Genomic DNA, 25,724 nt, shown 5'->3' with positions numbered 1-25,724 from the left:
CCCACCTTCAGACATATGTAGCAGTGTGCGAACTTTTGGTGTCCCTGAGTGCATGGTCGCTTTTTGGGCGGGTAGCGCGATTCCATTGGCTCCTCGTCCTGGAGGAAACCGTGGACATCAATATCGGCCAGGGTCTGACGGACGCCTGGCGGCAGGTCGCGACGTTCGTGCCCAGGTTCGTCGCGTTCGTGGTGATCCTGATCATCGGGTGGATCGTGGCGAAGGCGCTGCAGAAACTCGTGGACAAGATCCTTGAGCGGGTGGGGTTCGACCGCGCGGTGCAGCGCAGCGGCGTACAGCGCTGGCTGGAACGCAGCCGGTACGACGCCAGCAGCCTGCTGGCCAAGCTCGTCTACTACGCGATCCTGCTGATCACCCTGCAGATCGCCTTCAGCGTCTTCGGGCCCAACCCGATCTCGGCGCTGCTGACCGGAGTGGTGGCGTGGCTGCCCAGGGCCGTGGTCGCCATCGTGATCATCGTGATCGCCGGGGCGATCGCCCGGGCCGTCAGGGACCTGATCGACGGCGCGCTCGGCGGTCTGTCCTACGGCCGCTGGCTGGGCATCGCGGCCGCCGTGTTCATCTGGGCGCTCGGCATCATCGCCGCGCTCAACCAGATCGGCGTCGCCACGACCGTCACGACCCCGGTGCTCATCACCGTGCTCGCCACCATCGGCGCGATCCTCGCCATCGGACTCGGCGGCGGGCTCGTACGTCCGATGCAGCAGCGCTGGGAACGCTGGATCAGCCGGATCGAGGCGGAGGCGCCGCAGGCCAGGGCGCACGCCGAGGCATACCAGCGGGGACGTGAGGACGCCCGCACGATGACCCGGCCGTCCGAGCCGACGCAGCCGGTGCGGACGACGCCCGGCGGCGCGACCCGTGCGGACATCCCGCCGGAGTCGACCTGAGCTCCGTGTGGCCGGGACGAGCGCCCGGTCACGCGGACCCCGCCACGGCCGGTCACGCGCCCGCAGAGCGCGTGGTCCGGCCGGGAGCGCGGGATCAGGCCGGTTCGGCCAGGAAGCCCTGTTCGCGGGCCAGCCAGCAGACCGCCGTCAGGCGCAGCGCGGGCGCGTCGTGGTCGCCGCTGAAGATCCAGCCGCGGTGGCGCAGCTCGTCGAGGAAACCCAGCAGGTAGTCGCCCAGGGACTCGCGGTCGAGCGGGATCGCGTCACGCAGCACGGCCGCGTGCTGATCCACGGCCGCGACCAGCGCGGGCTCGGCCTCCATCCTGGCGAGCTGGGCATGGCCCAGCGTGTCCATCAACCACCGCAGGGGCGAAAGCGCCCAGCCCTCCTCGAAAACCACTCGCCAACTTTAAGGCATCGTCCGAGGTCGGCGGCTCGGGGTCAGTCGAAGGGCAGCCCGACGTAGTTCTCGGCCAGCGTGGTCGCCGCCGCCTCCGAGGAGGTGACGTAGTCCAGGTAGGAGGTCTGGAGCCGGCGTCCGTACGGGTCGTCGTCGTCGAAGCTGTGCAGCAGCGTCGTCATCCACCACGAGAAGTGCTGCGCCCGCCAGACCCGCTTCAGACACGCCCGCGAGTAGCCGTCGAGCAGCTCAGACGAGCCGCGCTCGAAGAAGGCCGCCAGCGCCTCGGTCAGCACGCGCACGTCGGCCACGGCCAGGTTGAGGCCCTTGGCGCCGGTCGGCGGCACGATGTGCGCGGCGTCCCCGGCGAGGTAGAGCCGGCCGTACTGCATGGGTTCCACGACGAAGGAGCGCATCGGGGTGACGCCCTTCTCGATGATCTCGCCCGTGGCCAGCTCGAAGCCCGGGACGGTCTCCAGGCGGGCCTTCAGCTCGGCCCATACGCGCTCGTCCGGCCAGTCCGCGACGTCGGTGTCGGCGGGGACCTGGAGGTAGAAGCGGCTGACCGTGGGCGAGCGCATGCTGTGCAGCGCGAAACCGCGCTCGGTCCTGGCGTAGATCAGCTCCTCCGACGACGGCGCCACCTCGGCCAGGACACCGAGCCACGCGAACGGGTACTCCCGCTCGAACACCTCCAGCACCCCTTCCGGGACGCTCGGCCGGGAGACGCCGTGGAACCCGTCGCAGCCGGCGATCACGTCGCAGTCGAGCCGTTCGCCGCCGAAGGTGACGTACGGCTCGGACTCCAGCGAGTGCACCGCCACGTCCTCGACCTCGAACCGCAGGTCGCCGCCGCCCGCCTGCTGGGCCGCGATCAGGTCCTTGACGACCTCCTGCTGCCCGTACACGGTGATGGCGCGGCCGGGGACCAGCTTGTCGAAGGCGACGCGGTGGCCGGCGCCGCCGTACCGCAGCTCGATGCCGTGGTGGGGCAGGCCCTCGCGGCGCATCCGCGCGCCGACGCCCGCCTCGTCGAGCGTGTCCACCGTGCCCTGCTCCAGGACGCCCGCGCGGACGCGCCGCTCGACGTAGTCGCGGCTGCGCCGTTCCAGCACCACCGAGGAGATGCCGCGCAGGTGGAGCAGATGAGAAAGCAGCAGGCCCGCGGGCCCCGCGCCGATGATCCCGACCTGAGTTCGCATGAGGGAAGTCTGCTGCCTCGCGGTCCTGGGAGCCGAGTAACCTCTTCCACTGAGTGGAAGAACTGTGCAGGAGTGTGGTCATGTCGGGAGGAGCGCGCCGGCCGGGGCAGACGGTGACGTCCAAGGTGCTGGCGATCCTGGGGGCGTTCGACGCGGCCCATCCGCGGCTCACGCTGACCGACCTGGCCAGGCGCAGCGGGGTGCCGCTGAGCACGGCCCACCGGCTGGTGGCCGAACTGGAGGAGTGGCAGGCGCTCAGCCGTACCCCCGACGGGCGGCTGCGGGTGGGGCTGCGGCTGTGGGAGCTCGGCCAGCTCGCGCCCGGCAGCCTGCTCGGCCGCGCGCACCCCTGGCTCCAGGAGCTGTTCGCCGCCACCGGCGAGAACGTGCACCTGGCCGTCCGCGACGGCCTGGAGGTCCTGTACGTGGACAAGGTGTACGGCAGGCGGGCCGTGCCCATCGTCTCGCGTACGGGCGGGCGGCTGCCGATGCATCCGACGGGGGTGGGCAAGGCGCTGCTGGCCTTCGAGCCGGAGTGGTTCGCGCAGGCGTACCTGGCCCGCAAGCTCGAACGTCCGACGCCGCACACCGTCACCGAGCCCGGCCGGCTGGCCAGGGAGCTGGCGGCGGTGCGCGAGCGGGGTTACGCGCTGACGCACGAGGAGATGACGCTCGGCTCGTGCTCGGCGGCGGCGCCGATCCTGGCGGGCGGCCGGGTGGTGGCGGCGCTCGGGATCGTGCTCGCCTCGCGGCGCTCCCGCGAGCTGCCCCGGCTGGTCGACCCGCTCCTGGAGACCGCCGCCCAGATCGCCCGCGCCTACGAGGGCCCCTGAAACGCGCCTGCTCCTACGAGACCCCCTGAACCCGCCCGCGCCTCCGAGACCCCCTGGGAGCGGCTGGTCAGTCGCCGAGTCTCTGGATGCGGTCCTTGAACAGGGTGGTCGCGATGGCCGCCTTGTGCGGCTGGCCCTTGAGGAAGGCCGTGGCGAAGCTCTTGGCCTGGTCGTAGGAGACCTTGCCGGGCATGGGCGGCTCGTTCGGGTTGACGTCCACGTCCACCAGGGCCGGGCCGTCGTGGGCCAGCGCCTGCCTGACGGCCGCGACCACGTCGCCGGCCTGGGTGACCTTGGCGCCGAACCCGCCGCACGCCCTGGCCCAGGTCGAGTAGTCGGCCTCGGGACGGCCGAAGCGCACGCCGTGCTCGGGGTAGCCGAGCACCATCTGCTCCCACAGGATCTGCCCGAGCGAGTTGTTGTTGTTGATGACGACCTTGACCGGCAGCCGGTGCTGCGCGGCGGTCAGGAACTCGGCCATCAGCATCGCGAACCCGCCGTCGCCGACGTAGGCGATGACCTGCCGGCCGGGGAAGGCGTGCTGCATGGCGATGGCGTACGGCAGGCCCGGGGCCATCGTGGCCAGCGTGCCCGACAGGTAGAACTCGCGTTCGCCGCGGATCGTCCAGTGGCGCGCGGCCCAGGTCGCGATCGTGCCGCTGTCGCAGGTGAGGATGGCGTCGTCGGCGGCCAGGTCGTCGATGACGGACATGACGTACTGGGGGGCGATGGGGTCTCTGTCCGGGTTCTCCAGGGCGTCCATGTCGGAGCGCCACTTGGCCATGAGCTTCTGGTACTTCGCCAGGTGGCCGTCGCCGTTCCTGGGGGTCAGCAGCGGCAGCAGCTCCCGCAGGCCCTCCTTGGCGTCGCACACCACGGGCACGTCGGTCGGCACCCGCGTCCCCGCCCTGGCCGGGTCGGCCTCGAACTGCACCACCCGCGCGTTGCCCGGCTCCGGCAGGAACTTGGAGTAGGGGAAGTTCGTGCCCACCATGAACAACACGTCGGCGTCGTCCATCAGATCCTCGCTCGGCCTGGTGCCGAGCAGCCCGATCCCGCCCGTCGTGTACGGCGACTCGTCCGGGACGACGGCCTTGCCGGGCAGCGTCTTGACCACCGGCGCCCCCAGCGCCTCGGCCACGGCCAGCACCTCCTGGCGGGCGTGCAGCGCGCCCTGCCCGACCAGGATGGCGGGCCGTTCGGCGCTGTTGAGCACCTCGGCGGCCCGCGCCAGGTCCGCCTGCCGCGGCAGCCCCGAGGGCCGCAGGTAGATCGGCGCGGTCTCCGGCGCCCGCACCGGCGCGACCGTCCTGTACGGGTCCGCCCCCGCGTCGGCCACCTGGATGTCGTTGGGCAGCGTGAGGTGGGCGACGCCGCGCCGCGCGTAGGCCGTCCGGACGGCCAGGTCCACCAGCGAGGGCAGCTGGGCCGGGTTGGTGATCATCATGTTGTACTCGGCCACGTCGGCGAACAGCTTGTCGAGGTGGACCTCCTGCTGGTAGCCGGTGCCGAGCACGGCGGTCTCCTGCATGCCGGTGATGGCCAGCACCGGTACGTGGTCGAGCTTGGCGTCGTAGAGGCCGTTGAGCAGGTGGATGCCGCCGGGGCCCGAGGTGGCCAGGCACACGCCGATCCGTCCCGTGGCCTTGGCGTAGCCGGTGGCCATGAAGGCGGCGGCCTCCTCGTGGTGCACCAGCACGAACCGCACCCGGTCACGGTGACGGCGCAGCCCCTCCATGATGCCGTTGATGCCGTCGCCCGGCATGCCGAAGACGGTGTCGACACCCCACTCGGCCAGCCGCTCTATCAGGGATTCGGATGCGATACGAGCCATATTGGCGGCTCTACCCTGCTCTGCCGCCGACAGACCTCGCCACGAAAATCATTGTCATCTCTGGGGATTCGCGGGTAGGAACCGGACATGCGCATTCTGGTCACAGGAGCCACCGGCACCCTCGGCAGGGCTCTGCTGCCCGTCCTGCTCAAGGCGGGACATCGGGTACGCGCGTTGAGCCGTACCCGGCACGAGAGCCGCGGGGGCGTCGAGTGGATGTGGGGCGACCTGGCCTCCGGGAAGGGCGTCGCGGAGGCCGTACGACAGGTCGAGGCGATCGCGCACCTGGCCACCGGCGGCCGCAAGGGGAGCGCGCAGGTCGACCTGGCCGGCACCCGCACGCTGGTCGCGGCGGCCCGCGCGGCGGGGGTCGCGCACGTGCTGCTGACCTCGGTCGTCGGCGCGGACCGCGCGCCCGGCCAGCGGCACAAGCTGGAGGCCGAGCGGCTGGTCAAGGAGAGTGGCATGGCCTGGACGGTCGTCCGCGCCACCCCGTTCCACCAGCGGCTGGACGGGCTGCTGCGCGACTTCTCGGTGCTGCCCGTGTTGCCCGTGGACCGTTCCCTGCCCTGGCAGCCGGTGCACGTGAACGACGTCGCGCTGCGCCTGGCCGCGCTGCTCGCCGGCGGCCCCGCGTGCGCCGTCATCGAGTACGGCGGCCCGCAGGTCCTCGACACCGAGGAACTGGCCAGGATCTGGCTCGAAGCCCGTCACCTGCGCCGCCCGTGCCTGCCGGTACGTTTCCCCGGCAGGCTGGCCGCCGCCCAGCGCGCGGGCGCGTTCACCACCGACGCCGAGCCCAGCGGCCGGATCACCTGGCACGACTACCTGTTCCCGCCGCCCCCGGCGCCGTCGGACGACTTCGCCGAGGAGCACACCGCCTCCCCGACCAGCCCGGCCAACCAGCCCGAGCACGACCCCTCGCGGCACGTGTACGGCGGCGACGAGGGTTACCAGCGGCCGACCCGCGGCTGAGACCGGTTACCGTTTCGTTAGGCACCCCCCTCTTGCTGGGCTTTCTCCGCCGTCGGTACCGTCACTGAACAACTTGTTCAGCCTGACCGATCGAGGGGTTCGATGAGCGACCTGGGCACCCGCATCCGGGTCTACCGCGGCATGCGCGGCATGACCGTGCGCGCCCTGGCCGGCGAGGCCAAGGCCAGCCCGAGCTTCATCAGCCAGCTCGAACGCGGGCAGACCAGCGCGAGCATCGGCATGCTGCGCAGGATCGCCTCGGCGCTCGGCATCACGGTGGCCGACCTGTTCAACGAGGACGACGAGCCCGCCCACCGCGTGGTGACCCGCGCCGAGCGTCCCGAGCTGGCCACCGGGCCGGGCACCCGCAAGTTCCTGATCTCCCAGCGCCCGCTGCGCACCCTGGAGATGTACGCCGGGGAGTTCGACCCGGGCTCCTCCACGGGCGACGAGCCGTACACGCACGGCGACTCGCAGGAGATCTTCCTCGTGCTGCGCGGCAGTCTCACGCTCTGGCTGGGCCCCGCCGGGTCCGCCGCCGTCCACCCGCTCGGGCCCGGCGACAGCGTGGAGTACCGCACGTCGGTCCCGCACCGGGTGGTCAACGACGGCGACGAGACCGCCGAGGTGCTCTGGGTGATCAGCCCACCGACCCCGTCCGCCGGGGAAGCAGCGGCCGGGCAAGCAGCAGCCGTGGAGGCAGAACAGTCATGACAGGCATCCCGCTCACCGACGACTTCGCCAACGGGGGCGTCTCGTTCTGGTACCGGCAGATCGGCCTGCCCGCCAGGCGGCCGTCCCTGCCCGGGTCCCGCGAGTACGACGTGGCGATCGTCGGCGGCGGCTACACCGGCCTGTGGACCGCGTACTACCTGAAGAAGGCGCAGCCCGACCTGCGGATCGCGATCCTGGAGAAGGAGTTCGCCGGGTTCGGGGCCTCGGGGCGCAACGGCGGCTGGCTGTCGGCCGAGTTCGCCGGCTCGCGCGAGCGGCACGCCAAGGCGCGCGGCCGGCAGGCCATGATCGACCTCCAGCAAGCCATGTTCCGCGCCGTGGACGAGGTCATCGACGTCACCCGCGCCGAGGGCATCGATGCCGACGTGCACAAGGGCGGCCTCGTGCACGTCGCGACCAACCCGGCCCAGCGGCGGCGGCTGCGCGAGGAGGTCGCCGACCTGCGCTCCTGGGGCTACGGCGAGGCCGACATGCGCCTGATGGACCGCGACGAGCAGCGCGAACGCCTCCAGGTGGCGGGCACGCTGGAGGCCGCGTACTCGCCGCACTGCGCCCGCGTGCAGCCGGCCAAGCTCGCCGTCGGGCTGGCCTCGGCGGTCGCCGCGCTGGGCGTGGACATCTTCGAGGGCACGACGGTGACCGAGATCCGGCCGCGCGAGGGCGGCAAGGCGTCGGCGCACACGCCGCTCGGCGTCGTCTCGGCCGAGTACGTCATCCGCGCCACCGAGGGCTTCACCGCCTCCCTGGCCGGGCAGCACCGGCAGTGGCTGCCGATGAACAGCTCCATGATCGTCACCGAGCCGCTGCCCGCCGAGGTGTGGAAGCACATCGGCTGGGCCGGGCACGAACTGCTCGGCGACCAGGCCCACGCCTACGTCTACGCCCAGCGCACGGCCGACGACCGGATCGCGATCGGCGGGCGGGGGGTGCCGTACCGGTTCGGGTCGCGTACCGACCGCCGGGGGGCCACCCAGGAGCGGACCGTGGCGCTGTTGTGGCGGATGCTGGTCAAGCTCTTCCCGGCGGCGGCCGACGCGCGGGTGCAGCACTCGTGGTGCGGGGTGCTCGGCGTGCCGCGCGACTGGTGCTCGACCGTGCATCTGGACCACGCGACCGGGCTCGGCTGGGCCGGCGGGTACGTCGGCAGCGGCGTCACCACCACGAACCTGGCCGGGCGCACGCTGCGCGACCTGGTGCTGCGGCAGGACACCGAGCTGACGGCGCTGCCGTGGGTGGGCCGGCAGGTGCGGCAGTGGGAGCCGGAACCGCTGCGGTGGGCCGGCGTGCAGCTCATCTACACGCTGTTCAGGGCCGCCGACCGGCACGAGAACGACCGCGGCACGACCACGTCGCTCTACGCCCGCCTCGGCGACCTCGTCTCCGGCCGCTGACCCCTCCCCCTTCGGGGGCGTGCCCTCAGGGGCCGCCCGCGCCCTGCCAGGGGTCGTAGTCGACCTCCAGCGCCTCCTGGCCGGGCCGCTCGCCCTCCGGCACGTGCTGGAGGTTGACGCGGATCCGGTACCACACGCTGCTGCGCCCCCGCATGGCGTCGACCAGCACGTCGGCGGGCTCCAGCCGGGCCGCGACCTCCGGGTGGCGGGCCTTCCAGCGGTCGAGCCCCGCCATGGCCTCGTCCTTGTGCTGGGCCCTGGCGATCTCGATGACCGGCACGGTCTGCTGCCTGCGCCCGCTGCCCTTGGGCGGCTTGGGCGCCGGCCCGAGCTCCTCGGCCAGCGCCAGCAGCCCGTCGAGCGAGCCCGCGTGCAGGTCGATGTCCTCCCACGGGTCGCCGAGCTCGGCCAGCCGCCCGGGGACGGTGTCGATCGTGAACGTCTCGGGCCGGCAGCCGGGCACCTCGTCCCACGTGAGCGGCGTGGACACCCGGGCGTCGGGCACGGCGCGCACCGAGTACGCCGAAGCGACCGTGCGGTCGTAGGCGTTCTGGTTGAAGTCGACGAACACGCCGTGGCGTTCCTCCTTCCACCACCGGCTGGTCGCCAGGTCCGGAGCCCGTCGTTCGACCTCGCGCGCCACGGTCTCGGCCGCCTTGCGCACCTGGGCGAACGACCATCGCCGCTCGATGCGGGCGTAGACGTGGAACCCGCGCGACCCGGACGTCTTCGGCCAGGCGACCAGCCCGTGGTCGGCCAGCACCTCCCGCGCCACCTGCGCCGTCGCCAGCACGTCGGCCCACCCGACGCCGGGGACGGGATCGAGGTCGATACGCAGCTCGTCGGGCCTGGCCAGGTCGTCGGCGCGCACCGGATGGGGGTTGAGGTCGACGCACCCGAGGTTGACCACCCACAACAACTGCGCCAGATCGGTGCAGACCACCTCTTCCGCGCTCAGGCCGGACCGGTAGCGCAGCTCGGCCACCTCGATCCAGTCGGGCCGCTTGGCCGGCGCGCGCTTCTGGAAGAACGCCTCCTGCTCGATGCCGTGGACGAACCGTTTGAGCACCATCGGCCGCCCGTGGACGCCCCGCAGCGCCCCCTCGCCCACCGCCTCGTAGAAGCGGATCAGGTCGAGCTTGGTGTGGCCGGACTGCGGGAAGACCACCTTGTCGGGGCTGGTGATGTGCACGGCGCGCCCCGCGACCTCGATGTCAGGCATGTCGATCACGATACGCGGCGGCTCCGACAGTCAGCCGGGACGCCACTCCCGGCGGCGGGCGCCCCGGGCGGCCCGGACGGCCCCGGCGCCACGGACCCTCAAGTCAACCCCAATTCCCCCGCAAGTGCCCCAGGGCACGATCGACCACATGAACGAACTGAGGAACGTGACGACCGGCCCGGTGCTGCTCCCCGGCGACGACGGGTTCGACGCGGCCCGCCGGCCCTGGAACCTGTCGGTGGACCAGCCGGTACGCGCGGTCGTCGAGGCGGCCGACGCCGACGACGTGGCGGCCGTGATCGGCTACGCCCGCCGGCACGGCCTCGCGGTGACCGCGCAGCCGGGCGGCCACGGCGCGTCGGGCGACACCGAGGGGGCGATCCTGCTGCGCACCGGCCGGCTGGGCGGGGTGGAGATCGAGGACGGGGTGGCGCGCGTCGGCGCCGGTGTGAAGTGGGGCGAGGTGCTGGCCGCGGCGAGCCCGCTCGGGCTGACCGGCCTGGCGGGCAGCTCGCCGGTGGTGAGCGTGACCGGGTACACCCTTGGCGGCGGTCTGAGCTGGTTCAGCAGGAAGTACGGCTTCGCCGCCAACAGCGTGCGCGCCTTCGACGCCGTGGACGCCGAGGGCGGCCGGATCCGGGTGACCGCCGAGCGCGATCCGGAGCTGTTCTGGGCCCTGCGCGGCGGCGGCGGCGACTTCGCGATCGTGACGGCGCTGGAGTTCGACCTGCACCCGGCGCCCTTCCTGTACGGCGGCCGGATCATCTGGCCGGCGGACCGGGCCGCCCAGGTCATGGCCGCCTTCCGCGAGGTCACCGAGTCCGCGCCGGAGGAGCTGACGGTGTGGTTCCAGCTCCTGACCCCGCCCGGGGCGCCCGGCTTCGTCATGATGGACTGCACCTACCTGGGGGCCGACCCCGGGACGCTGCTGCGGCCGTTCGAGGCCGTCGGCGGGGCGATCGCCGACACCAGGCGGCCGCTGCCGGTGGCCGAGCTGGCCTCGATCTGCGACGAGCCGGTCGACCCGAGCCCTGGCGCGGGTCACACCGAGCTGCTGACCGGGCTGGACGACGAGGTCGCCGGCGTGCTGCTCGGCGAGCCGATCGAGCCGCTGGTCGCGGTGCAGGTCCGGCACCTGGGCGGGGCGGTGGCCAGGCCGGTCGAGGGCGGCGGGGCGGTGGAGCGGCTGCCGGAGCCGTACCTCGTGCACGCGCTCGGCATGGCCTCTGAGGAGGTGTCGGAGCGGCTGGAGCGGCTGGGCAAGGCGCTGGTGCCGTACGGCAGCGGGCGGCGGCCGTACACGATGTTGCACGGCGGCGAGCAGGCGGCGGCCGCGTTCTCGCCCGAGACGCTGACCCGGTTGCGCGCGCTCAAGCGCGCCCGCGACCCGCTCAGCGTGATCAGGGCCAACTACCCCGTGCTCGGCTGATCCCCGCCCTACTGGGCGAAGTCCCCGTGGCGGCCGGCGCCGGCGGCGAACCTGGCGGCGCCCGCCGCGGCGTCGGGCAGTGAGACCAGGCCGTGGCGCAGCTCGTTGCGCATCGCCTCCTCCTCGGGGAGGCCGTGCTGCTCCAGCAGCGACATGCGGTCGCCGCGCAGGCACGCCTGCGGGAACGCCGCGATCGACGCGGCCAGCTCCTCGGCGTGCCGCCGGGCCGTGCCGGTGGGCACCAGGCGGTTGACCAGGCCGATGTCGCGGGCCTCGGGGGCGTGCACCGGGCGGCCGGTGAGGATCATGTCCATGGCGCGGGAGGCGCCGACGAGCCGGGGCAGCCGTACGGTGCCGCCGTCGATCAGCGGCACGCCCCAGCGGCGGCAGAAGACGCCGAACACCGCGTCCTCCTCGGCCACCCGCAGGTCGCACCAGAGGGCGAGCTCCAGCCCGCCGGCCACGGCGTGCCCGGCGACGGCGGCGACGACCGGCTTGGACAGGCGCATCCTGGTGGGGCCCATGGGGCCGTCGCCGTCCTCGCCGACGTGGTTGTCCAGCGCCTTGAGGTCGGCGCCCGCGCAGAACGTGCCGCCCTCGCCCCACAGCACCGCGACGGCCGCGTCGGAGCGCTCGAAGTCGGCGAACGCGTCCGTGAGCGCGTCGGCGGTCTTCCTGTCCACCGCGTTGCGCGCCTCCGGCCTGCTGATCACCACGGTCGTGACGGGGCCCTCGCGCTCGACGCGTACGGTCATGCCATCCTCCTCGCGAGAACGTGCTCGCCTCGGGGAAACCTGCCGAGCGTACCCCCGTCACGGCCTAGCCGAGGGCTCCCCCGGCCAGTTCGTCGAAGCGGTCGAGCGCCTCGGCCGGGCGGTCGAGGCCGCGCAGCGGACCGTGGTCGCCCAGGTGCTCCTCGGCGTACAGGCGGGCCACCAGCGCCTTGCGGTCGCCGAAGCCCGCCCGCTGTTCCCAGCCGGCCTGCTCCAGCAGCAGCGCCGCGCCGTAGACGTCGGCCATGAACTGGGCCAGCGGGTACAGGCGGGCCTCGGCCGTCGCCGGGTCGAGCGCCGACCAGGCGGTGATCGCCTTGCGGAGGTCGTCGGCACGCGCGCGTACGAGGTCGGCGGTCGCCGCGTCGCCCTCGGGAGCCGCCGCGACGGCCTCCTCGACCCGGTCCAGGAACGGCTCGTGGGCGTGCTCGCGGACCATGGCCCGGCGCACGTCCAGGCACAGGATGTTGTCGCCGCCCTCCCAGATCGGGTTGACCTGGGCGTCGCGCAGCAGCCGGGCCACCGGCCACTGCTCGATGTAGCCGTTGCCGCCGTGGACCTCGACCGCGTCGCTGGCCGCCGTCACGCCGAGCCGGGCGGTACGCAGCTTGATCAGCGCGGGGCCGAGCCGCAACCGGTGCCCGGCCAGGCCGTCGAAGACCATGACCTGGGCGGCCTCGACCTCGACGATCAGCTCGGCGAGCTTGCGGCGCATCAGCGGCTGCTCGATGAGCGGGCGGCCGAACGCCTCGCGGGAACGCGCGTAGCAGATCGACTCGACCAGGGCCCGCCTGGCCACGCCGACGCCCATCATGGCCACGCCCAGGCGGGAGGCGTTGGTGAGCTTCATCATCGTGCCGAGCCCGGAGCCGGAGCCCTGGCCGGCCAGCAGGAACGCCTCCGCGCCGGTGAACTCGACCTCGGCCGAGGCGACCGAGCGGGTGCCCAGTTTGTCCTTCAGCCGCCGGATTCGCACCGCGTTGCGCGAGCCGTCGCGCCGCTCCCACAACGCCAGGAACGGCGCCACCGCCCCGTCGGGCGTCCGCGCGAGCACCACGAACGCCGACCCGTTGGCGTTGGAGGCGAACCACTTGAACCCGGTCAGCCGCCACGCCTCGCCGTCGGGCTCGGCCGTCGCCTCCAGGGCGGCCAGGTCGGACCCGCCGGTGCGTTCGGTGAACATCTGAGCGGCCTCGCCCGAGTAGAACCCGTCGGCGAAGATCTGCCGCACCCGGTCGCGTACGTCCGGGGGCGCGTGCTTCTCGGCCAGCGAGACCACCATGTCCCCGCCGGTGCCGAGCGCGCAGCCCATCCCGATGTCGGCCTGGTCGAGCAGGTACGTCCAGGCGGCGGCCAGCGCGGACGGGTCGGCCCAGTTCGACCGGGCCTCCTCGGCGAACGACGGCGAGGTGAAGTTGTCCTCCATGAGCGCCGCCCGCGCGGTCAGGAACGACGGTGGCATGACGACGCGGCTGACGTCCCTGCCCCACTTGTCGTACTTCTCCAGGCGGGGCGGGTTGCGGTCGGTCTCCTCGGCGCACTCGGCGACCAGGCCGCCCATGAGCGCGCCGAGCCGTTCCAGGCGGGGCTCGGCCCAGGCGTAGCCCTCGCCGAGGTGGCGCCGCATGAGCAGGCGCAGCGTGGGGTCGCAGGTCCACCAGTTGCGCCCGGCCGCCCCCTGGTAACGCTCGGTGGCGTAGCGGTCGCTGTGGTCGAAAGGTTCGATGAGATACCGGCCCATACTCGCGAGTGTTACATATAATCAACACACGATGGAAGAGCGTAACACCACACTCAGCGCCCGGTCGGCGGTCCTGAGCGCGCTGCTGGGCAGCCACCCGCCGCGCCTGCCGGCCCGCCACCTGGTGCGCATCGGCGCGCTGTTCGGCATCGCCGAGGGCACGGTCCGGGTGGCGTTGTCGCGCATGGTGGCCGCCGGCGACCTGACGCAGCACGACGGCCGCTACACGCTGTCCGCGCGGCTGGTCGAGCGCCAGGCCCGCCAGGACGAGAGCCGCGACCCGCACACCAGGCCGTGGGACGGCACGTGGGAGGTGGCCGTGGTGACCGCCGAGCGGCGTGCCCCGGCCGACCGGGCCGCCCTCCGCCACGCGATGTCCGCGCTGCGCATGGCCGAACTGCGCGAGGGCACCTGGCTGCGCCCGGCGAACCTGGTGCGCGCCTGGCCCGAGACCGTCACCGCGCAGTGCACGCTGATCGACGGCCGCCCGCACGGCGACCCCACCCCGCTGCTGTGGGACCTCGACGGCTGGGCCGCCGAGGCGCACCGGCTGGAAGGCGCGCTCGACCGGGCCGACGGGCTGGCCGAGGGCTTCCTCGTCTCGGCCGCCGTGCTGCGCCACCTGCTGGCCGACCCGCTGCTGCCCGCCGAACTCCTGCCCGCCGGCTGGCCCGGGTCGGCCCTGCGCACCCGCTACGACGACTTCGACCGCCGCTACCGCGAGGTGCTGCGCCGCCACATGGAGGCGTGAGCCCCCGCGTCAGAGCGCGACGGCGAAGATGATGCGCTTGTTCCGGAACTCGGTGACGCTCCACAACTTGCCGCCGCGCACCGTCAGGTCCTCGGGACCGATCGGGTAGGACCTGGTCAGCATCTTGTCACCGCTGTGGACGAGCAGCCTGCCGTTGGTGTTGCCGTCGGCCGCCTGGCTCAGGTACCACTTGCCGCCCCACGAGACCGCCCCCTGGATCTTGGCCTGTCCCATCACGAACGCGTCCTTGGGCGTGCCGTCGGTCAGCGGCAGGTTCCAGCGGGCGACCCACCCGCCGGGGTCGTCCTGCCGGTACTCGCCCGAGACCAGCGCGGGCGTGCCGCCGCTGCGGTCGACCGACAGGAACGAGAAGTGCGGGCCACCGCGCACGACCTTCCAGCAGTCGGTCTGCGGCAGCAGGTAGCGGTAGCCGAAGGCGTGGAATCGGCCGCCGGACCGTCCGACGCGGGCCGGGTCGCCCAGGTCGTTCTGGGCGGTGCGCAGGTCGAGCAGCTTGCCCAGGTCGAAGACGCGCAGGCCCCTGACGGTGTCGGCGACGTAGAGCAGGTCGCCGTGACAGGCGATGCCGCCCGCGTGGATGTCGATCGGCCCGTACGACCCGTCGGGCCTGGCCTCGACCAGCAGCGCGTGCTGGTACCTGAGCGTGCGAGGGCTGAGGAAGGAGACCCGGATCCCCCGCTCGCCCGCCTCCGGCTTGAAGTACCAGCTCACCAGCAGCACCGGCACGCCGATGTTGCCCGACTCCTCGCCGCAGGTCAGACCCTGCGGGTACCAGTCGGTGGTGTCCTGGTCCTTGCCGTCGAAGGCGTACCACTCCGAGGGCCTGGGCTGCATCGAGCCGAGCGCGGCCGTGGCGCCCTTGTGGACGGCGGTCCTGTTGGCGTGGGCCAGCAGGGCCTCGACCCCGGTCGCGCCGATCTCCTCGGCCAGCTTCGCCGCTCCCTCGGCCAGGGTCCCCGTCGCTCGTGTTAACGCGTAGGCCGCCTTGTCGGCCGGAACCATCCCCGTCGCCGCCATATCTGCCTCACTCCGTCCGTCTCTCGGAGTAGTTTGACGGACGTGCGGCGGCATTTGTTGCCGTTCAGCCCCACAGACTCAGGCGTTCGGTCCCACAGATGCGGGGGTTCGGTCCCACAGGCTCGGGCGTTCAGTCCCACAGATGCACCGGCAACCCCGACAGGGCCAGCTCCCGGTAGCGGCGCACGAGCCGGTCCCGGTCGCCGCCGAAGCGCGCCAGGGCCTCGCGCTGCCACACCGCGCCGGTGCGGCGCAGCCGGGTGCGCTGGGCGATGACGTCGAGCGCGGTGTCGGCGTCGTGCGGGGTCACCCCGGCCGCCAGCAGCGCGGCCCGCGCCTCGGGCAGCAGCCTGAGCACCAGGTCGCCGGCCTCGAACTCGCCGTCCAGCCCCGGCCAGGCCAGCTTGGCCTCCAGCCCGTCCTGGGCGGCGCGGTAGAAGTTCTGGTACGCCTCGGCGAACCGGTAGCCGGTCAGGTCCCGCTCGGCCTGCGACAGCGTCAGCCCCAGCAGGAACGCGGTGTTCGCGGTCATGTCGGCGCAGGAGGGCCCGGCCGGCAGCGCGCGCATCTCCACCCGCAGGTGGCCGCCGTCCGCCGGGTCGTAGACGGGCCGGTTCCACTGCCAGATCGTGCCCTGGTGCAGCCGCAGCTCGGGCACTTCGTGCGGCTCGGCGTCGTCGGTCAGGTCGGGCACGATCGGCTCGTAGTCCCGTACGTACCGCTCGAACAGCTCGTGCGCGCCCTCCCGCACCCAGTCCGAGCCGAACGTGACCCGCCCGTCCCTGCGCCCGCGCCGTTCCACGTCGCGGTCGTCGGCCGCCTCCTCCATCAGCGCGATCCGCGTCTCCGCCCACAGGTCCCTGCCCAGGAAGAACGGCGAGTTGCCGCACGCGGCCAGCACCGGCCCGATGGCGAGCTGGGCGGCGTTGAACAGCCGGGCGAAACGGTCGGGCGGCGTGCGGATGTGCACCTGCCAGGAGGTGTTGGCGCTCTCCAGGATCACGTCCTCCACGGCCAGCTCCAGATCCTCGATCTTGACGAGGAACGGTTCCAGCCGCAGCCGCCTGATGCCCCTGCTCATGGCCCGGTAGCGGTTCTGGTCGCTCAAGGCGCCGATGGTGAAGTCCTCGGCGTCCAGCGTGGGCAGGATGCCGATCGGCAGCGCCCCGCCGCCCTCGACGGCGGCGTCCACCTTGGTCACCGTCTCCTGGATCTCGGCCCCCATCCGCTCGAAGGGGGCGCCCGCCAGGGGCAGCGGGGTGAGGTTGACCTCTATGTTGAAGCGGCCCAGTTCGAGCACGACGCGCGGGTCGCCGAGCGCGTCCCGCACCTCGTCGTTGCGCGGCAGGGGCCGTCCTTGCTCGTCCACGAGGAACAGCTCCAGCTCGGCCCCGATCGTGGCCGGGCCCTGGCCGAAGCCGGGGGTGTCGAGCAGTTCGCGGAGCGTGCCGAGCTGCTCGCGGATACGTTCTCCGAAGCGCGCGTACTCCGCCTCGGAGAACCGTTCCTTATCCAGATCTCGTCCCATCGCCCCCTTCTGTCCAGTACGCAGGGCTTGACACCTCACCAGCCGATCGGCCCGGCGTCCTCCAGATAGGCGCCGGTCGGGCCGTCGGCGTCCAGGGTGGCCAGCCGTACGGCCTCGGCCGCGCCCTGCTCGGCCGTACGGAAGCCGGTGTGCCCGTTGAGGTCGGTGGCGCAGTAGCCGGGGTTGGCGGCGTTCACCTTGACGGGGGTGTCCATCAGCTCCTTGGCGTAGCAGACGGTGATCATGTTGAGCGCGGTCTTGGAGGAGTTGTAGGCGGCGAAGTTCAGCTCCCAGAACGGGCTGTCCTTCGTGAGCGCCAGGCTGATCGAGCCCAGCTCGCTGGACAGGTTCACGATCCGGGCCGCCGGTGACCTGCGCAGCAGCGGCAGCATGGCGTTGGTCACGGTGACCACGCCGAACACGTTCGTCTCGTAGACGTCCCTGAACTGCCGCGCGGTGGCGGCGCTGGGGACGCCGGCGGCCATGGACCCGGCGACGCCGGCGTTGTTGACGAGGATGTCCAGCGAGCCGTGCTCGGCCTCGATCCACTTGGCGGCGGCGGCCACGCTCTCCTCGTCGGTCACGTCGATCCGCACGTACGGCAGGCCCAGCCGGGCGGCGGCGGCCCGCCCGCGCTCCTCGTCGCGCGCTCCCACGATCGCGGTGATCCCCCGCTCGGCCAGCAGCCGCGCGATCTCGTAGCCGATTCCCTTGTTGGCGCCCGTGATGAGGGCAGTCGTCGTCATGGCCCAAGGCGCGCCCGCGTCACCCCGTCCGACGTCGGCCTGCCCGGCGGCGGGCGGCGCCGTACCCCGGGGCTGCGCCGGCAGGAGGTGGCCCAGCTCGCCGGCATGTCGATCGACTACTACATCCGGCTGGAGCAGGGCAGGGGCCCGCACCCGTCACGGCAGGTGCTCGGCGCGCTCGGCCGGGCGCTCATGCTGGACCAGGACGAGCGGGCCCACCTGTTCCGGCTGGCCGGACAGGTCCTGGAGACGCCCCGGATCAGGGAGGACGTGCCCGCGGGCATCCTGCACCTGCTCGCCTTCCTGGAGGACGTCCCCGCCTACGTCATGGACGCCCGCTACGACCTGCGCGCCTGGAACCCGCTCGCCAACCTGCTCACGGGCGACCTGGACTCCCTGCCTCCCGACCAGCGCAACGTGATCCGCTGGGTGTTCATGTCGCTCGCCCTCCCACCGGGCCTTGCGCGACCTGCGGCGACTCACTCTAAGCTCATGAGATGCGAGCGGTTGCCTTTGACATCTTCGGTGGGGAGCTCGACCTGCGCGAGCTGCCCGATCCCACCCCTTCGCCCGGCGGGGCGGTGATCAGGGTCGAGGCGACCGGGTTGTGCCGCTCCGACTGGCACGGCTGGCAGGGGCACGACCCCGACATCAGGGTCCTGCCCCACGTGCCCGGCCACGAGCTGGCCGGCGTGGTCGAGGCCGTCGGCCCCGACGTGCGCGGGTGGCTGCCGGGCGCACGGGTGACCGTGCCGTTCATCTGCGCCTGCGGCTCCTGCGCGGCCTGCGCCGGCGGCGACCAGCAGGTGTGCGAGCGCCAGACCCAGCCGGGCTTCACCCACTGGGGCTCCTTCGCCGAGTACGTCGCCGTCGACCACGCCGACGTCAACCTGATCCCGATCCCCGAGGAGATGTCCTACGTCACCGCCGCCGGGCTGGGCTGCCGGTTCGCCACCGCGTTCCGCGCGGTCGTCCAGGTGGGCGAGGCGCGTCCGGGCGAGTGGGTGGCGGTCCACGGCTGCGGCGGCGTCGGGTTGTCGGCCGTCATGATCGCCTCGGCGGCCGGGGCGCGGGTGGTGGCCGTGGACATCAGCACCGACGCGCTGCACCTGGCCGAGCTGGCCGGGGCCACCCACTTCGTCAACGGCTCGGCCGGCGACGCGGCGGCCCAGGTCAGGGAGCTGACCAGGGGCGGCGCGCACGTCTCGCTCGACGCGCTCGGCAGCCCCCGCACGTGCGCGGCCTCCGTCGAGAGCCTGCGCAGGCGGGGGCGGCACGTCCAGATCGGCCTGCTGCCGGGCGGGCCGACGCCGGTGCCGATGGACCGCGTGATCGGCCACGAGCTGCGGCTGCTCGGCAGCCACGGCATGGCCGCCCACTCCTACCCGCCCATGCTGGAGCTGATCAGGGCCGGGATCCTGCGTCCCGACCAGCTCGTCACCCGGACGATCGGCCTGGCCGACGCCGGCAAGGCGCTGGCCTCGATCGGCTCGGTCCCCGGCGTGACGATGATCGTGCCGCGTCCGGGCGCGTGAGCCGGGCTCACTCCTCCAGCTGCACCCTGAACGTCCTGAGCACCAGCGCCAGCATGGTGTAGTGCGCGACGAGGACGACCAGTTCCATCCTGCTCGCCTCGTCGTAGCGGTCGCAGAGCGCCGCCCAGGTGGCGTCGGTGAGGTCGCCCGCGTAGTACAGGTCGTCGGACACCTGTAACACCAGGCGGTCCTCGACCGGCCAGAGGGCGTCGATCCGGCGGATCGAGTCGATCTCCACGTCGGTCAGGCCCACCTCGCGGGCGATGCGGGTGTGGTGGACCCATTCGTACGCGCTGCCGTTGTGGAAGGCGGTGCGCAGGATGGCCAGCTCCCGGTCGCGGGCCGGCAGCACACCGTCCAGCAGCGCGCCGCCGAAGCGCAGCCACCCCTGGTAGACGGCGGGGTGCCGGGCCAGCGTGGTGAAGACGTTCTGGGGGTTCGCCCGCTGAAAGTCGTCCCGTTCTTCAGGAGGCAGGGGCTCCACTCGAGGCTTCATGGCCATGACCATTCCCCGAAAATGCGTACGGCAGTTTGCCCAACACAGAGAGGTACTTTCCACACTGCTGGCAATACGTCAGGATTGAGGCGCCCGCAGACGTTGCAAGCCTGGTCGACCGCAAGGACCCCATGGTGATTCGAACGTTGCTCGCTGAGGACATGAACCTGGTACGAGGAGCGCTCGTGGCGCTGCTGGCCTACGAGGAGGACATCGAGGTCGTCGCCGAGGTGGAGCGGGGCGACCGCATCCTGCCCGTGGCCCAGTTGTGCCGTCCGGACGTCGCGGTGCTCGACATCGCGCTGCCGGGCATCGACGGCCTGGCCGCCGCCGGGGAGCTGCACGACAAGCTGCCCGGGTGCGGCGTGCTGATCCTGACCGGCGTCGGCACCCCCGGCCTGCTGAAGCGGGCCCTGGAGGTGCACGTACGAGGGTTCATGGCCAAGGACGCGCCCCCCGAGCGGCTGGCCGACGCGATCCGCAGGGTCGCCGACGGCGAGCGCGTCATCGACTCGGAGCTGGCCATCGCGGCCATGCGGCCGGAGGACCCGCCGCTCACCCCCCGCGAGCTGGACGTGATCGGCGCGGCGGCCGACGGCGCCTCGATCGGGGAGATCGCCGCGTCGCTGTTCCTGGCCGAGGGAACGGTCCGGAACTACCTGTGCCGGACCACGGCCAAACTGGGCGCCCGCAGCCGCATCGACGCCATCCGCATCGCCCGCGAGTCCGGCTGGATCTGACCCTCCCGCCCGCACCCCCACCGGTCAGGGACGGGTGTGGGCGGCGAGGAAGGCCAGGATGTCGGCGGCGAGCGCGATCGAACGGCTGACGGCGCGGGCACCGTGGCCGACGTCGCGCTCGTGGCGCAGCAGGACCGGCCGGGAGCACTCGCAGCCCTGCCGGGCCTGCTGCTGGGCCTGCTGTTGTGGCTGCTGCTGGGGCTGCTGCTGGGCCCACTGCATGGCCGCGCACATCTTGCGGGCGTGCATCGGGTCGACCCGGGTGTCGGCGGCCGAGACCGTGAACAGGGTCGCGGGGTAGCCGGCGCCCTGGCGGACGTGGTGGTAGGGCGAGTAGTCCAGCAGCCAGGCCAGGTGGTCGGGGTCCTCGGGGTCGCCGTACTCGCCGGTCCAGGACGGGCCGAGGCCGCTGCGGTGGAAGCGGGCCATGTCCAGGAGCCCGGCCGAGCACACGGCGGCGGCGAACAGGTCGGGGCGCTGGGTGATGGCCGCGCCCACGAGCAGGCCGCCGTTCGACTCGCCCCAGATGCCGAGCTGGCGCGGGGTCGTCCAGCCGTCGGCGATCAGTTTCTCGGCCGCCGCCACGAAGTCGTCGAAGACGTTCTGCTTGCGTTCCAGCATGCCGTCGCGGTGCCAGGACTCGCCTTCCTCGCCGCCGCCCCGCAGGTTCGCGATGGCCAGCACGCCGCCCGACTCCACCCAGGCCAGCGAGTCGGCCGCGTAGCCGGGCATGAGGGGGATGCCGAAGCCGCCGTACCCGCTGAGGATCGCCGGGCGGGGCCCGGAGCCGGAGGCGAGCGCGACCACGACCATGCGCACCCGGGTGCCGTCGGCCGAGGTGTACTCGACGTGGTGGCTCTTGACGTCGGGCAGCGTCAGGCGGTCGGGAGGGGCCGCCCAGCGGCTGGTGGCGCCGGTGCGGGCGTCGTAGCGCCAGATCTCGGCGGGGGTGACGGCGTCGGTGTAGGTGAACCACGCCTCGTGGCCGCCCTCGGGGCGGGAGGTGAGCGAGGCGATCGAGCCGCTGGCGGGCAGCGGCACCTCGCCCAGCCGCTCCCCCGTCCTGGCGTGGTGCACGGCGATCTCGCCGACCGCGTGGCGGGTCCTGGAGACGAGCAGCCGGTCGCCGTCCAGCAGGGTGAACGCGCCCAGCACCGCCCGGGGGTCCTCGGGGACCAGCTCGCGCCACACCTCGGGCTCGGCCGGGTCGGCCACGCACAGGCGGCGCCGTGGGGCGTTGCGGTCGGTGAGCAGGTACAGGCGGCCGTCGCAGCCCACCGCCCCCGCCGTGCGCACGTGCGCCCCCTCCTGTACGGTCCGCAGCCGCGGCCTGGCCGGGTCCCCGCCGGCCAGGTCGGCCACCCAGAGCGAGTTGCCGCCCGTGCCGCCCGCGGAGATCGTCAGCCAGCGGCCGTCCGCGCTGATCTGCACCCCGTACGAGACCGGTCCCCCGGCCAGGACGGGCACGTCCTCGGGCACGCCGAGCCGGTGCAGGTGCACGCCCTCGTGGAAGCGCACGTAGTAGAAACCCTCGCCGCCGGGCAGCCAGGCGACCGGCGAGTAGCGGCAGCCGCCGATCGGGCCGTCCACGAGCTTGCCGGTGTCGACCTCCTCGACGTACAGGTCGGCCTTCTCGTCGCCGCTGCGCGAGATCTGGTACGCGACCAGGCGGCCCGCCGGGTCCGGCTGCCAGTCGTCCAGCGTGGTCAGGCCGGTCGGGTCGCGGTCGGCCGGGTTCAGGAAGGGCCGGTCGTCGCAGTAGAGGACCGGGTGTTCCTGGCAGCCGGACTGCCGCAGGTGGAAGCGCCGGCCGCCGCGCCACACGGGCGGGGTGACCAGGCCGGTGACGCTCAGCTCGGTGAGCCTGGCCAGAAGGCGTTCCCGGTCCGGCAGCCGCGCGGCGGCGGCCTGCCAGAGCCGGTCCTGCCCGGCCAGCCACTCCTCGGTACGCGGGTCGAGCGGGTCCTCCAGCCAGCGGTACGGGTCGGGGATCTCGTGCCCGTGGCGGTGGTCGGTGACAGGCTGACGTTCGGCGGGCGGGTACGGATCTTCAGATGTCATGACACGGGCTCCGGTTGCCAGTGGCCGGCCAGGTCGGCGTACAGGGGCGAGACCCGGATCAGCTCGTCGTGCGTGCCGATCGTGATCCGGGGACCGTCCATGAGCAGGACGCGGCGGGCGCGCAGCGCGGAGGTGAGGCGGTGCGCGACCACGATGAGCGTGCCGTGCCTGGCGGCGAGGGCGTTCTCGGCCAGGGCCTCGGCGGCTGGGTCGAGGTGGCAGGTGGCCTCGTCCAGGATGAGCAGCGGGGCCGGGGTCAGGTGGGCGCGGACGAGCGCGAGGAGCTGGCGCTGCCCGGCCGACAGCGCCGCCGGGTCGAGCACGGCGTCGTAGCCGCCCAGGCTCTCGACCAGGCCGGCGGCGCCCAGGGCGGCCACGGCGGCGTCCAGGCCGGTGGCCTCGGGCACGAGGTAGGCGAGGTTGTCGCGCAGCGTGCCGCGGAAGACGTACGCCTCCTGGGGGATCAGCACGCGGGCGGCGGGATCGGCCCGGTCGGCGGGGACGCCGCCGATCAGCGCCTCGCCCTCGCCGGGCCGCAGGATGCCGCTGAGCAGGGCGGCGAGCGTGGACTTGCCCGCGCCGCTCGGCCCGACGACGGCCAGATGGTCGCCCTCGGGGACGGTGAGGTCGAGGCGGTCCAGGACGGGCGCCGAGTGCGGGCCGTAGGAGAAGGTGACCGACCGCAGCGTGAGGTCCGCGCCGGACGGCCGGATCGCGGGCAGGGACGGCGGCGGGGGCGGCGCGGCGGCGGCGATGCGGCGCAGCGTGGCCACCAGCCGCACGCCGCTCACCCCGAGCCCCTGGACGAGCCCGCCGAGCGCGGGGGCGAGCGACTGGGTGACGTAGGCGAGCGCGCCGACGATCACGCCGGGCCCGGCGCCGCCGTCGAGCAGCCATGGGGTGCCGGCCAGCAGCAGCACGACGGGCAGCCAGCCGCCGACGGCCAGCGCGGCGGTACGCACCGCGGTGACCCTGGCCAGGGCGCGGGCGGCGTCGCGCTGCGCGCCCACCCGGCGGGCCAGCCGCGCGTCCTCGCGCTCGGCCAGGCCGCACGCCTCGATGTCGCGCAGCCCGGCGGCCGTGGCGGTCATGGACCGGGCCAGCTCCTCGTCGGCCAGCAGGAACGCCCGCTGCCGCCGGGCCAGCGCCGGCAGCGAGGCCAGGAAGAACGCCAGCCCGGCCGCGAACGGCGGCAGGACCAGCACGAGCGTCCCCGGCGCCAGCGTCAGCAGCCCCAGCACCACGCTGACCAGCGTGAACGCGAACCCCCTGACCGTCGTGACGACCGCGGCGAAGGCGTCCCTGGCCAGCTCGACCTGGAGGCCCGCCCGTGCCGTGGCCGCGCTGTCCGGCCGCTCGGCGAGCGGGCGGCGGAGCGCTCCCTCCACCACCCGCGTCAGCAGGTCGTCGCGGAACGGCTCGGCCACGGCGGCCACGGCCAGCACCACCTGGCGGGCGCCGACGGCGGAGACCAGCCACGCCAGCCCGAGCGCCGCCAGCCAGGCCAGCCCGGTCAGCGGCCGCGCGCGGGCGAAGCCGTCCTCGATGGCGCGGGCGACGGCGTGCCCGACGAGGAAGGCGGGCGCGGCCTCCAGCACCGACCAGAGCAGGATCGCGACCAGCCGCCTCGGGTCGCGGACGAGCGCGCGCCGGAACCCGGCCGGGCCGCCGGACGCGGAGGCGGTCATGAGCGGCCCTCCTGGAAGACGGCCCGGTAGTCGGGGTCGCGCCAGAGGACGTCGTGGGGGCCCGTTCCGCGTACCCGGCCCTCCTCCAGCCACACGACCTGGTCGGCGCGGGCGGCGGTGGCCAGGCGGTGGGCGGCGATCAGGCGGGTACGGCCCCTGGGGTCGCCGGTGAGGGCCCGGCTCACCTCGCGTTCGGTGACGGTGTCCAGGCTGGAGGTGGCGTCGTCGAGCACGAGCAGCCGTTCCCCTTGCGCGAACGCCCTGGCCAGGCCGAGCCGCTGGCGTTCGCCGCCGGACATCGGGGTCTCCTCCAGCGGCGTGTCGTACCCGGCCGGCAGGCGGCGGACGAAGGCGTCGGCGCGGGCCGCCGTGGCGGCCTCCCGTACCGCCTGGGAGCCGGGGACGGCGGCGATCGCCTCGCCGACGGTGTCGCCGACCAGGACCGGGCGTTCGAAGGCGTAGCCGATGGCGCGGCGCAGGCCGGCGTGGGTCAGCTCCCGTAACGGGACGCCGTCGAGCAGCACGTCGCCGCGCCCGGGGTCGGCCAGGCGGCCGGCGAGGGCGGCCAGCAGGGACTTGCCGGAGCCCGACCGGCCCACCACGGCGGTGACCGTGCCGCCGGGGATCGTCAGGTCGCCCACGGTGAGCCCGTCCACGGCGACGTCGCGGAACTCGACCGTGCCGGGGCCGGGCGGGAGTGCGCGCGTGCCGTGGCGGACCGGGGGCAGGGTGAGCACGTCGGCGACGCGGGCGGCGGCGGCCCTCGCCCTGGCCAGGCCCCCGATGTGGCCGAGCGAGGTGCTGAGCGCGGCGCCGAGCGCGGCGTAGCGGGCGGCGGCGTACAGGTCGCCGACGGAGAGCCGCCCGGCGGCCAGCATGAGCCCGCCGGCGGCCAGCACGGCCACCTCCACCAGCGGGATCACCAGCCCCGACTGCACGCCGGCGGTGGCGTTCGCCCGCCACAGGGCCATGCCGTGGGCGCGCAGGCGGGGCAGGGGCGCCAGCACGCGCCGCGCCTCCTGGCCCGCGGTCCCGGCCGCGGCGATGGTACGGGCGCCGTCGAGGGCGTCCACGAGGCGGGCCGCGATCTCGCCCTGGACCTCCTGGTAGCCGCCGGAGATGACGGTCGTGGCGCGCAGGAAGGCCCGCAGCACGAACACGATGAGGACGATGCCGACCCCCAGCGTGAGGGTCAGCAGCGGATGGATGAGGGTCAGCGCGATCAGGGCGCCGACGGTCGGCACCAGCAGGGCCAGCGCGCCGGTCACCGTCTCGGGGGCCCGTCCGGCCTCCTCGGCGTTCAGCCCGGCCCGGGTGACGAGGTCGCCCTCGGGGAAACGGCGGGTGGCGGCCCGGCCCACGCCGAGCACGTGCCGCAGCACGCCGAGCCGCAGCCGGGCGGCCGCGTACGCGCTGCTCGCCCCCTTGGCCCAGCCGCCGAGGCTCTCGCACAGCACCACCACGGCGATCACGCCCGCGCACAGCGTCAGGGCGGAGGCGGCGCCGGGCGAGCGGTCGAGGAGCAGGTCGAGCGTACGGCCGACGAGGTACGGGACGGCCAGCTCACCGGCCGCGCCGGCGACCGCGGTGACCGCCAGCACGGCGGGCCACGGGCCGCAACGTCGTACGGCGTCCGTCACCAGGCGGTCTCCTGGTCCCACCGGCCGGCCTCCTTCGAACTCGGGAGGTCCCCGC

23 protein-coding genes are annotated in these 25,724 nt (G+C 73.6%); 10 read left to right on the top strand and 13 right to left on the bottom strand.

All coding sequences use genetic code 11. The features are described from left to right. Positions 1-116 precede the first annotated feature (116 nt). The gene (locus DMB42_RS16200; RefSeq protein ID WP_125635827.1) at positions 117-911 is read left to right on the top strand and encodes a mechanosensitive ion channel family protein; all 795 of its coding nucleotides are present in this window, start codon (positions 117-119) and stop codon (positions 909-911) included. Between the two features lie 94 nt (positions 912-1,005). Here DMB42_RS16200 and DMB42_RS16195 read toward each other — a convergent pair whose 3' ends face one another. After that, positions 1,006-1,311 carry a DUF6401 family natural product biosynthesis protein gene (locus DMB42_RS16195; RefSeq protein WP_221762181.1) on the bottom strand — a complete coding sequence of 102 codons (306 nt, stop codon included), beginning with the start codon at positions 1,309-1,311 and terminating at the stop codon, positions 1,006-1,008. A 41-nt stretch (positions 1,312-1,352) separates the two neighbouring features. Next, entirely contained in the window at positions 1,353-2,513 is a 1,161-nt protein-coding gene (gene pobA, locus DMB42_RS16190) for a 4-hydroxybenzoate 3-monooxygenase (protein WP_125635323.1), read from the bottom strand. An 80-nt stretch (positions 2,514-2,593) separates the two neighbouring features. Between pobA and DMB42_RS16185 the strand changes: the two genes are divergently transcribed. Next, the gene (locus DMB42_RS16185) at positions 2,594-3,346 is read left to right on the top strand and encodes an IclR family transcriptional regulator (protein WP_125635321.1); all 753 of its coding nucleotides are present in this window, start codon (positions 2,594-2,596) and stop codon (positions 3,344-3,346) included. A gap of 67 nt (positions 3,347-3,413) precedes the next feature. On the opposite strand, the gene DMB42_RS16180 is transcribed toward DMB42_RS16185, so the two are convergent. Next, positions 3,414-5,180, bottom strand: coding sequence for a thiamine pyrophosphate-dependent enzyme (locus tag DMB42_RS16180; protein WP_125635319.1), 1,767 nt, complete (start codon positions 5,178-5,180; stop codon positions 3,414-3,416). An 87-nt stretch (positions 5,181-5,267) separates the two neighbouring features. On the opposite strand from DMB42_RS16180, the gene DMB42_RS16175 reads away from it, so the two are divergent. From DMB42_RS16175 to DMB42_RS16165, 3 genes are all read left to right on the top strand, one after another. Further along, positions 5,268-6,155 carry an SDR family oxidoreductase gene (locus DMB42_RS16175; protein ID WP_125635317.1) on the top strand — a complete coding sequence of 296 codons (888 nt, stop codon included), beginning with the start codon at positions 5,268-5,270 and terminating at the stop codon, positions 6,153-6,155. A gap of 102 nt (positions 6,156-6,257) precedes the next feature. Further along, entirely contained in the window at positions 6,258-6,869 is a 612-nt protein-coding gene (locus DMB42_RS16170; protein ID WP_125635315.1) for a helix-turn-helix domain-containing protein, read from the top strand. After that, entirely contained in the window at positions 6,866-8,281 is a 1,416-nt protein-coding gene (locus tag DMB42_RS16165) for an FAD-binding oxidoreductase (protein ID WP_125635314.1), read from the top strand. Before DMB42_RS16170 ends, DMB42_RS16165 begins: the two co-directional genes overlap by 4 nt. A gap of 25 nt (positions 8,282-8,306) precedes the next feature. Here DMB42_RS16165 and ligD read toward each other — a convergent pair whose 3' ends face one another. After that, on the bottom strand, positions 8,307-9,503 hold the full coding sequence (gene ligD / locus DMB42_RS16160) for a non-homologous end-joining DNA ligase (RefSeq protein WP_125635312.1): 1,197 nt from the start codon (positions 9,501-9,503) through the stop codon (positions 8,307-8,309). Positions 9,504-9,651: 148 nt separating this feature from the next. On the opposite strand from ligD, the gene DMB42_RS16155 reads away from it, so the two are divergent. Then, positions 9,652-10,932, top strand: a complete 1,281-nt coding sequence (locus tag DMB42_RS16155; RefSeq protein WP_221762180.1) for an FAD-binding oxidoreductase — start codon at positions 9,652-9,654, stop codon at positions 10,930-10,932. An 8-nt stretch (positions 10,933-10,940) separates the two neighbouring features. Here DMB42_RS16155 and DMB42_RS16150 read toward each other — a convergent pair whose 3' ends face one another. Both DMB42_RS16150 and DMB42_RS16145 read right to left on the bottom strand, forming a co-directional pair. Beyond that, a complete protein-coding gene (locus DMB42_RS16150; protein WP_125635310.1) occupies positions 10,941-11,687 on the bottom strand; it encodes a crotonase/enoyl-CoA hydratase family protein in 747 nt (248 codons plus the stop codon). 64 nt (positions 11,688-11,751) lie between these two features. Beyond that, positions 11,752-13,446: an acyl-CoA dehydrogenase family protein gene (locus DMB42_RS16145; RefSeq protein ID WP_125635308.1), complete on the bottom strand. Its 1,695-nt coding sequence runs from the start codon at positions 13,444-13,446 to the stop codon at positions 11,752-11,754. Between the two features lie 31 nt (positions 13,447-13,477). Here DMB42_RS16145 and DMB42_RS16140 point away from each other — a divergent pair, with 31 nt between their 5' ends. Beyond that, entirely contained in the window at positions 13,478-14,197 is a 720-nt protein-coding gene (locus DMB42_RS16140; RefSeq protein ID WP_125635306.1) for a PaaX family transcriptional regulator C-terminal domain-containing protein, read from the top strand. 9 nt (positions 14,198-14,206) lie between these two features. Here the strand turns inward: DMB42_RS16140 and DMB42_RS16135 are convergent, their stop codons facing one another. The 3 genes from DMB42_RS16135 to DMB42_RS16125 all read right to left on the bottom strand — a co-directional run bounded on the left by DMB42_RS16135 (position 14,207) and on the right by DMB42_RS16125 (position 17,509). After that, positions 14,207-15,235 (bottom strand): hypothetical protein, encoded by a 1,029-nt coding sequence (locus DMB42_RS16135; protein ID WP_125635304.1) that lies wholly within the window; start codon positions 15,233-15,235, stop codon positions 14,207-14,209. A gap of 130 nt (positions 15,236-15,365) precedes the next feature. After that, entirely contained in the window at positions 15,366-16,763 is a 1,398-nt protein-coding gene (locus DMB42_RS16130) for a glutamate--cysteine ligase (RefSeq protein ID WP_125635302.1), read from the bottom strand. A 35-nt stretch (positions 16,764-16,798) separates the two neighbouring features. Further along, positions 16,799-17,509: an SDR family oxidoreductase gene (locus tag DMB42_RS16125; RefSeq protein WP_125635300.1), complete on the bottom strand. Its 711-nt coding sequence runs from the start codon at positions 17,507-17,509 to the stop codon at positions 16,799-16,801. A gap of 39 nt (positions 17,510-17,548) precedes the next feature. On the opposite strand from DMB42_RS16125, the gene DMB42_RS16120 reads away from it, so the two are divergent. Then, on the top strand, positions 17,549-18,094 hold the full coding sequence (locus tag DMB42_RS16120; protein ID WP_125635821.1) for a helix-turn-helix transcriptional regulator: 546 nt from the start codon (positions 17,549-17,551) through the stop codon (positions 18,092-18,094). After that, positions 18,007-19,044 (top strand): zinc-dependent alcohol dehydrogenase family protein, encoded by a 1,038-nt coding sequence (locus tag DMB42_RS16115; RefSeq protein ID WP_125635298.1) that lies wholly within the window; start codon positions 18,007-18,009, stop codon positions 19,042-19,044. Before DMB42_RS16120 ends, DMB42_RS16115 begins: the two co-directional genes overlap by 88 nt. A 7-nt stretch (positions 19,045-19,051) precedes the next feature. Here DMB42_RS16115 and DMB42_RS16110 read toward each other — a convergent pair whose 3' ends face one another. Further along, the gene (locus DMB42_RS16110) at positions 19,052-19,540 is read right to left on the bottom strand and encodes a carboxymuconolactone decarboxylase family protein (protein WP_125635296.1); all 489 of its coding nucleotides are present in this window, start codon (positions 19,538-19,540) and stop codon (positions 19,052-19,054) included. Between the two features lie 134 nt (positions 19,541-19,674). Here DMB42_RS16110 and DMB42_RS16105 point away from each other — a divergent pair, with 134 nt between their 5' ends. Continuing rightward, positions 19,675-20,280 (top strand): response regulator transcription factor, encoded by a 606-nt coding sequence (locus DMB42_RS16105; protein ID WP_125635819.1) that lies wholly within the window; start codon positions 19,675-19,677, stop codon positions 20,278-20,280. 24 nt (positions 20,281-20,304) lie between these two features. Here the strand turns inward: DMB42_RS16105 and DMB42_RS16100 are convergent, their stop codons facing one another. From DMB42_RS16100 to DMB42_RS16090, 3 genes are read right to left on the bottom strand one after another with little or no spacing between them, the layout of a single operon-like run. Beyond that, positions 20,305-22,341: a prolyl oligopeptidase family protein gene (locus DMB42_RS16100; protein ID WP_125635294.1), complete on the bottom strand. Its 2,037-nt coding sequence runs from the start codon at positions 22,339-22,341 to the stop codon at positions 20,305-20,307. Further along, positions 22,338-24,029: an ABC transporter ATP-binding protein gene (locus DMB42_RS16095; RefSeq protein ID WP_125635292.1), complete on the bottom strand. Its 1,692-nt coding sequence runs from the start codon at positions 24,027-24,029 to the stop codon at positions 22,338-22,340. Before DMB42_RS16095 ends, DMB42_RS16100 begins: the two co-directional genes overlap by 4 nt. Next, positions 24,026-25,690: an ABC transporter ATP-binding protein gene (locus DMB42_RS16090; protein WP_125635290.1), complete on the bottom strand. Its 1,665-nt coding sequence runs from the start codon at positions 25,688-25,690 to the stop codon at positions 24,026-24,028. Before DMB42_RS16090 ends, DMB42_RS16095 begins: the two co-directional genes overlap by 4 nt. Positions 25,691-25,724: the final 34 nt, after the last annotated feature.

Origin of the sequence: Nonomuraea sp. WAC 01424, assembly GCF_003947315.1 — a bacterium.
Classification (GTDB): Bacteria; Actinomycetota; Actinomycetes; order Streptosporangiales; family Streptosporangiaceae; genus Nonomuraea; species Nonomuraea spiralis.
The sequence above is the reverse complement of the archived record's forward strand: the minus strand, read 5'-3'. Positions and strand labels throughout refer to the sequence as shown.

What these genes read in the sequence shown, in the direction of transcription:
- ligD (WP_125635312.1), bottom strand. Translation starts at nt 9,503, where the DNA reads ATGCCTGACATCGAGGTCGCGGGGCGCGCCGTGCACATCACCAGCCCC.
- DMB42_RS16180 (WP_125635319.1), bottom strand. Translation starts at nt 5,180, where the DNA reads ATGGCTCGTATCGCATCCGAATCCCTGATAGAGCGGCTGGCCGAGTGG.
- DMB42_RS16140 (WP_125635306.1), top strand. Translation starts at nt 13,478, where the DNA reads ATGGAAGAGCGTAACACCACACTCAGCGCCCGGTCGGCGGTCCTGAGC.
- DMB42_RS16150 (WP_125635310.1), bottom strand. Translation starts at nt 11,687, where the DNA reads ATGACCGTACGCGTCGAGCGCGAGGGCCCCGTCACGACCGTGGTGATC.
- DMB42_RS16095 (WP_125635292.1), bottom strand. Translation starts at nt 24,029, where the DNA reads ATGACCGCCTCCGCGTCCGGCGGCCCGGCCGGGTTCCGGCGCGCGCTC.
- DMB42_RS16145 (WP_125635308.1), bottom strand. Translation starts at nt 13,446, where the DNA reads ATGGGCCGGTATCTCATCGAACCTTTCGACCACAGCGACCGCTACGCC.
- DMB42_RS16165 (WP_125635314.1), top strand. Translation starts at nt 6,866, where the DNA reads ATGACAGGCATCCCGCTCACCGACGACTTCGCCAACGGGGGCGTCTCG.
- DMB42_RS16130 (WP_125635302.1), bottom strand. Translation starts at nt 16,763, where the DNA reads ATGGGACGAGATCTGGATAAGGAACGGTTCTCCGAGGCGGAGTACGCG.
- DMB42_RS16110 (WP_125635296.1), bottom strand. Translation starts at nt 19,540, where the DNA reads ATGAAGCCTCGAGTGGAGCCCCTGCCTCCTGAAGAACGGGACGACTTT.
- DMB42_RS16170 (WP_125635315.1), top strand. Translation starts at nt 6,258, where the DNA reads ATGAGCGACCTGGGCACCCGCATCCGGGTCTACCGCGGCATGCGCGGC.
- pobA (WP_125635323.1), bottom strand. Translation starts at nt 2,513, where the DNA reads ATGCGAACTCAGGTCGGGATCATCGGCGCGGGGCCCGCGGGCCTGCTG.
- DMB42_RS16175 (WP_125635317.1), top strand. Translation starts at nt 5,268, where the DNA reads ATGCGCATTCTGGTCACAGGAGCCACCGGCACCCTCGGCAGGGCTCTG.
- DMB42_RS16125 (WP_125635300.1), bottom strand. Translation starts at nt 17,509, where the DNA reads ATGACGACGACTGCCCTCATCACGGGCGCCAACAAGGGAATCGGCTAC.
- DMB42_RS16185 (WP_125635321.1), top strand. Translation starts at nt 2,594, where the DNA reads ATGTCGGGAGGAGCGCGCCGGCCGGGGCAGACGGTGACGTCCAAGGTG.
- DMB42_RS16100 (WP_125635294.1), bottom strand. Translation starts at nt 22,341, where the DNA reads ATGACATCTGAAGATCCGTACCCGCCCGCCGAACGTCAGCCTGTCACC.
- DMB42_RS16135 (WP_125635304.1), bottom strand. Translation starts at nt 15,235, where the DNA reads ATGGCGGCGACGGGGATGGTTCCGGCCGACAAGGCGGCCTACGCGTTA.
- DMB42_RS16115 (WP_125635298.1), top strand. Translation starts at nt 18,007, where the DNA reads ATGCGAGCGGTTGCCTTTGACATCTTCGGTGGGGAGCTCGACCTGCGC.
- DMB42_RS16155 (WP_221762180.1), top strand. Translation starts at nt 9,652, where the DNA reads ATGAACGAACTGAGGAACGTGACGACCGGCCCGGTGCTGCTCCCCGGC.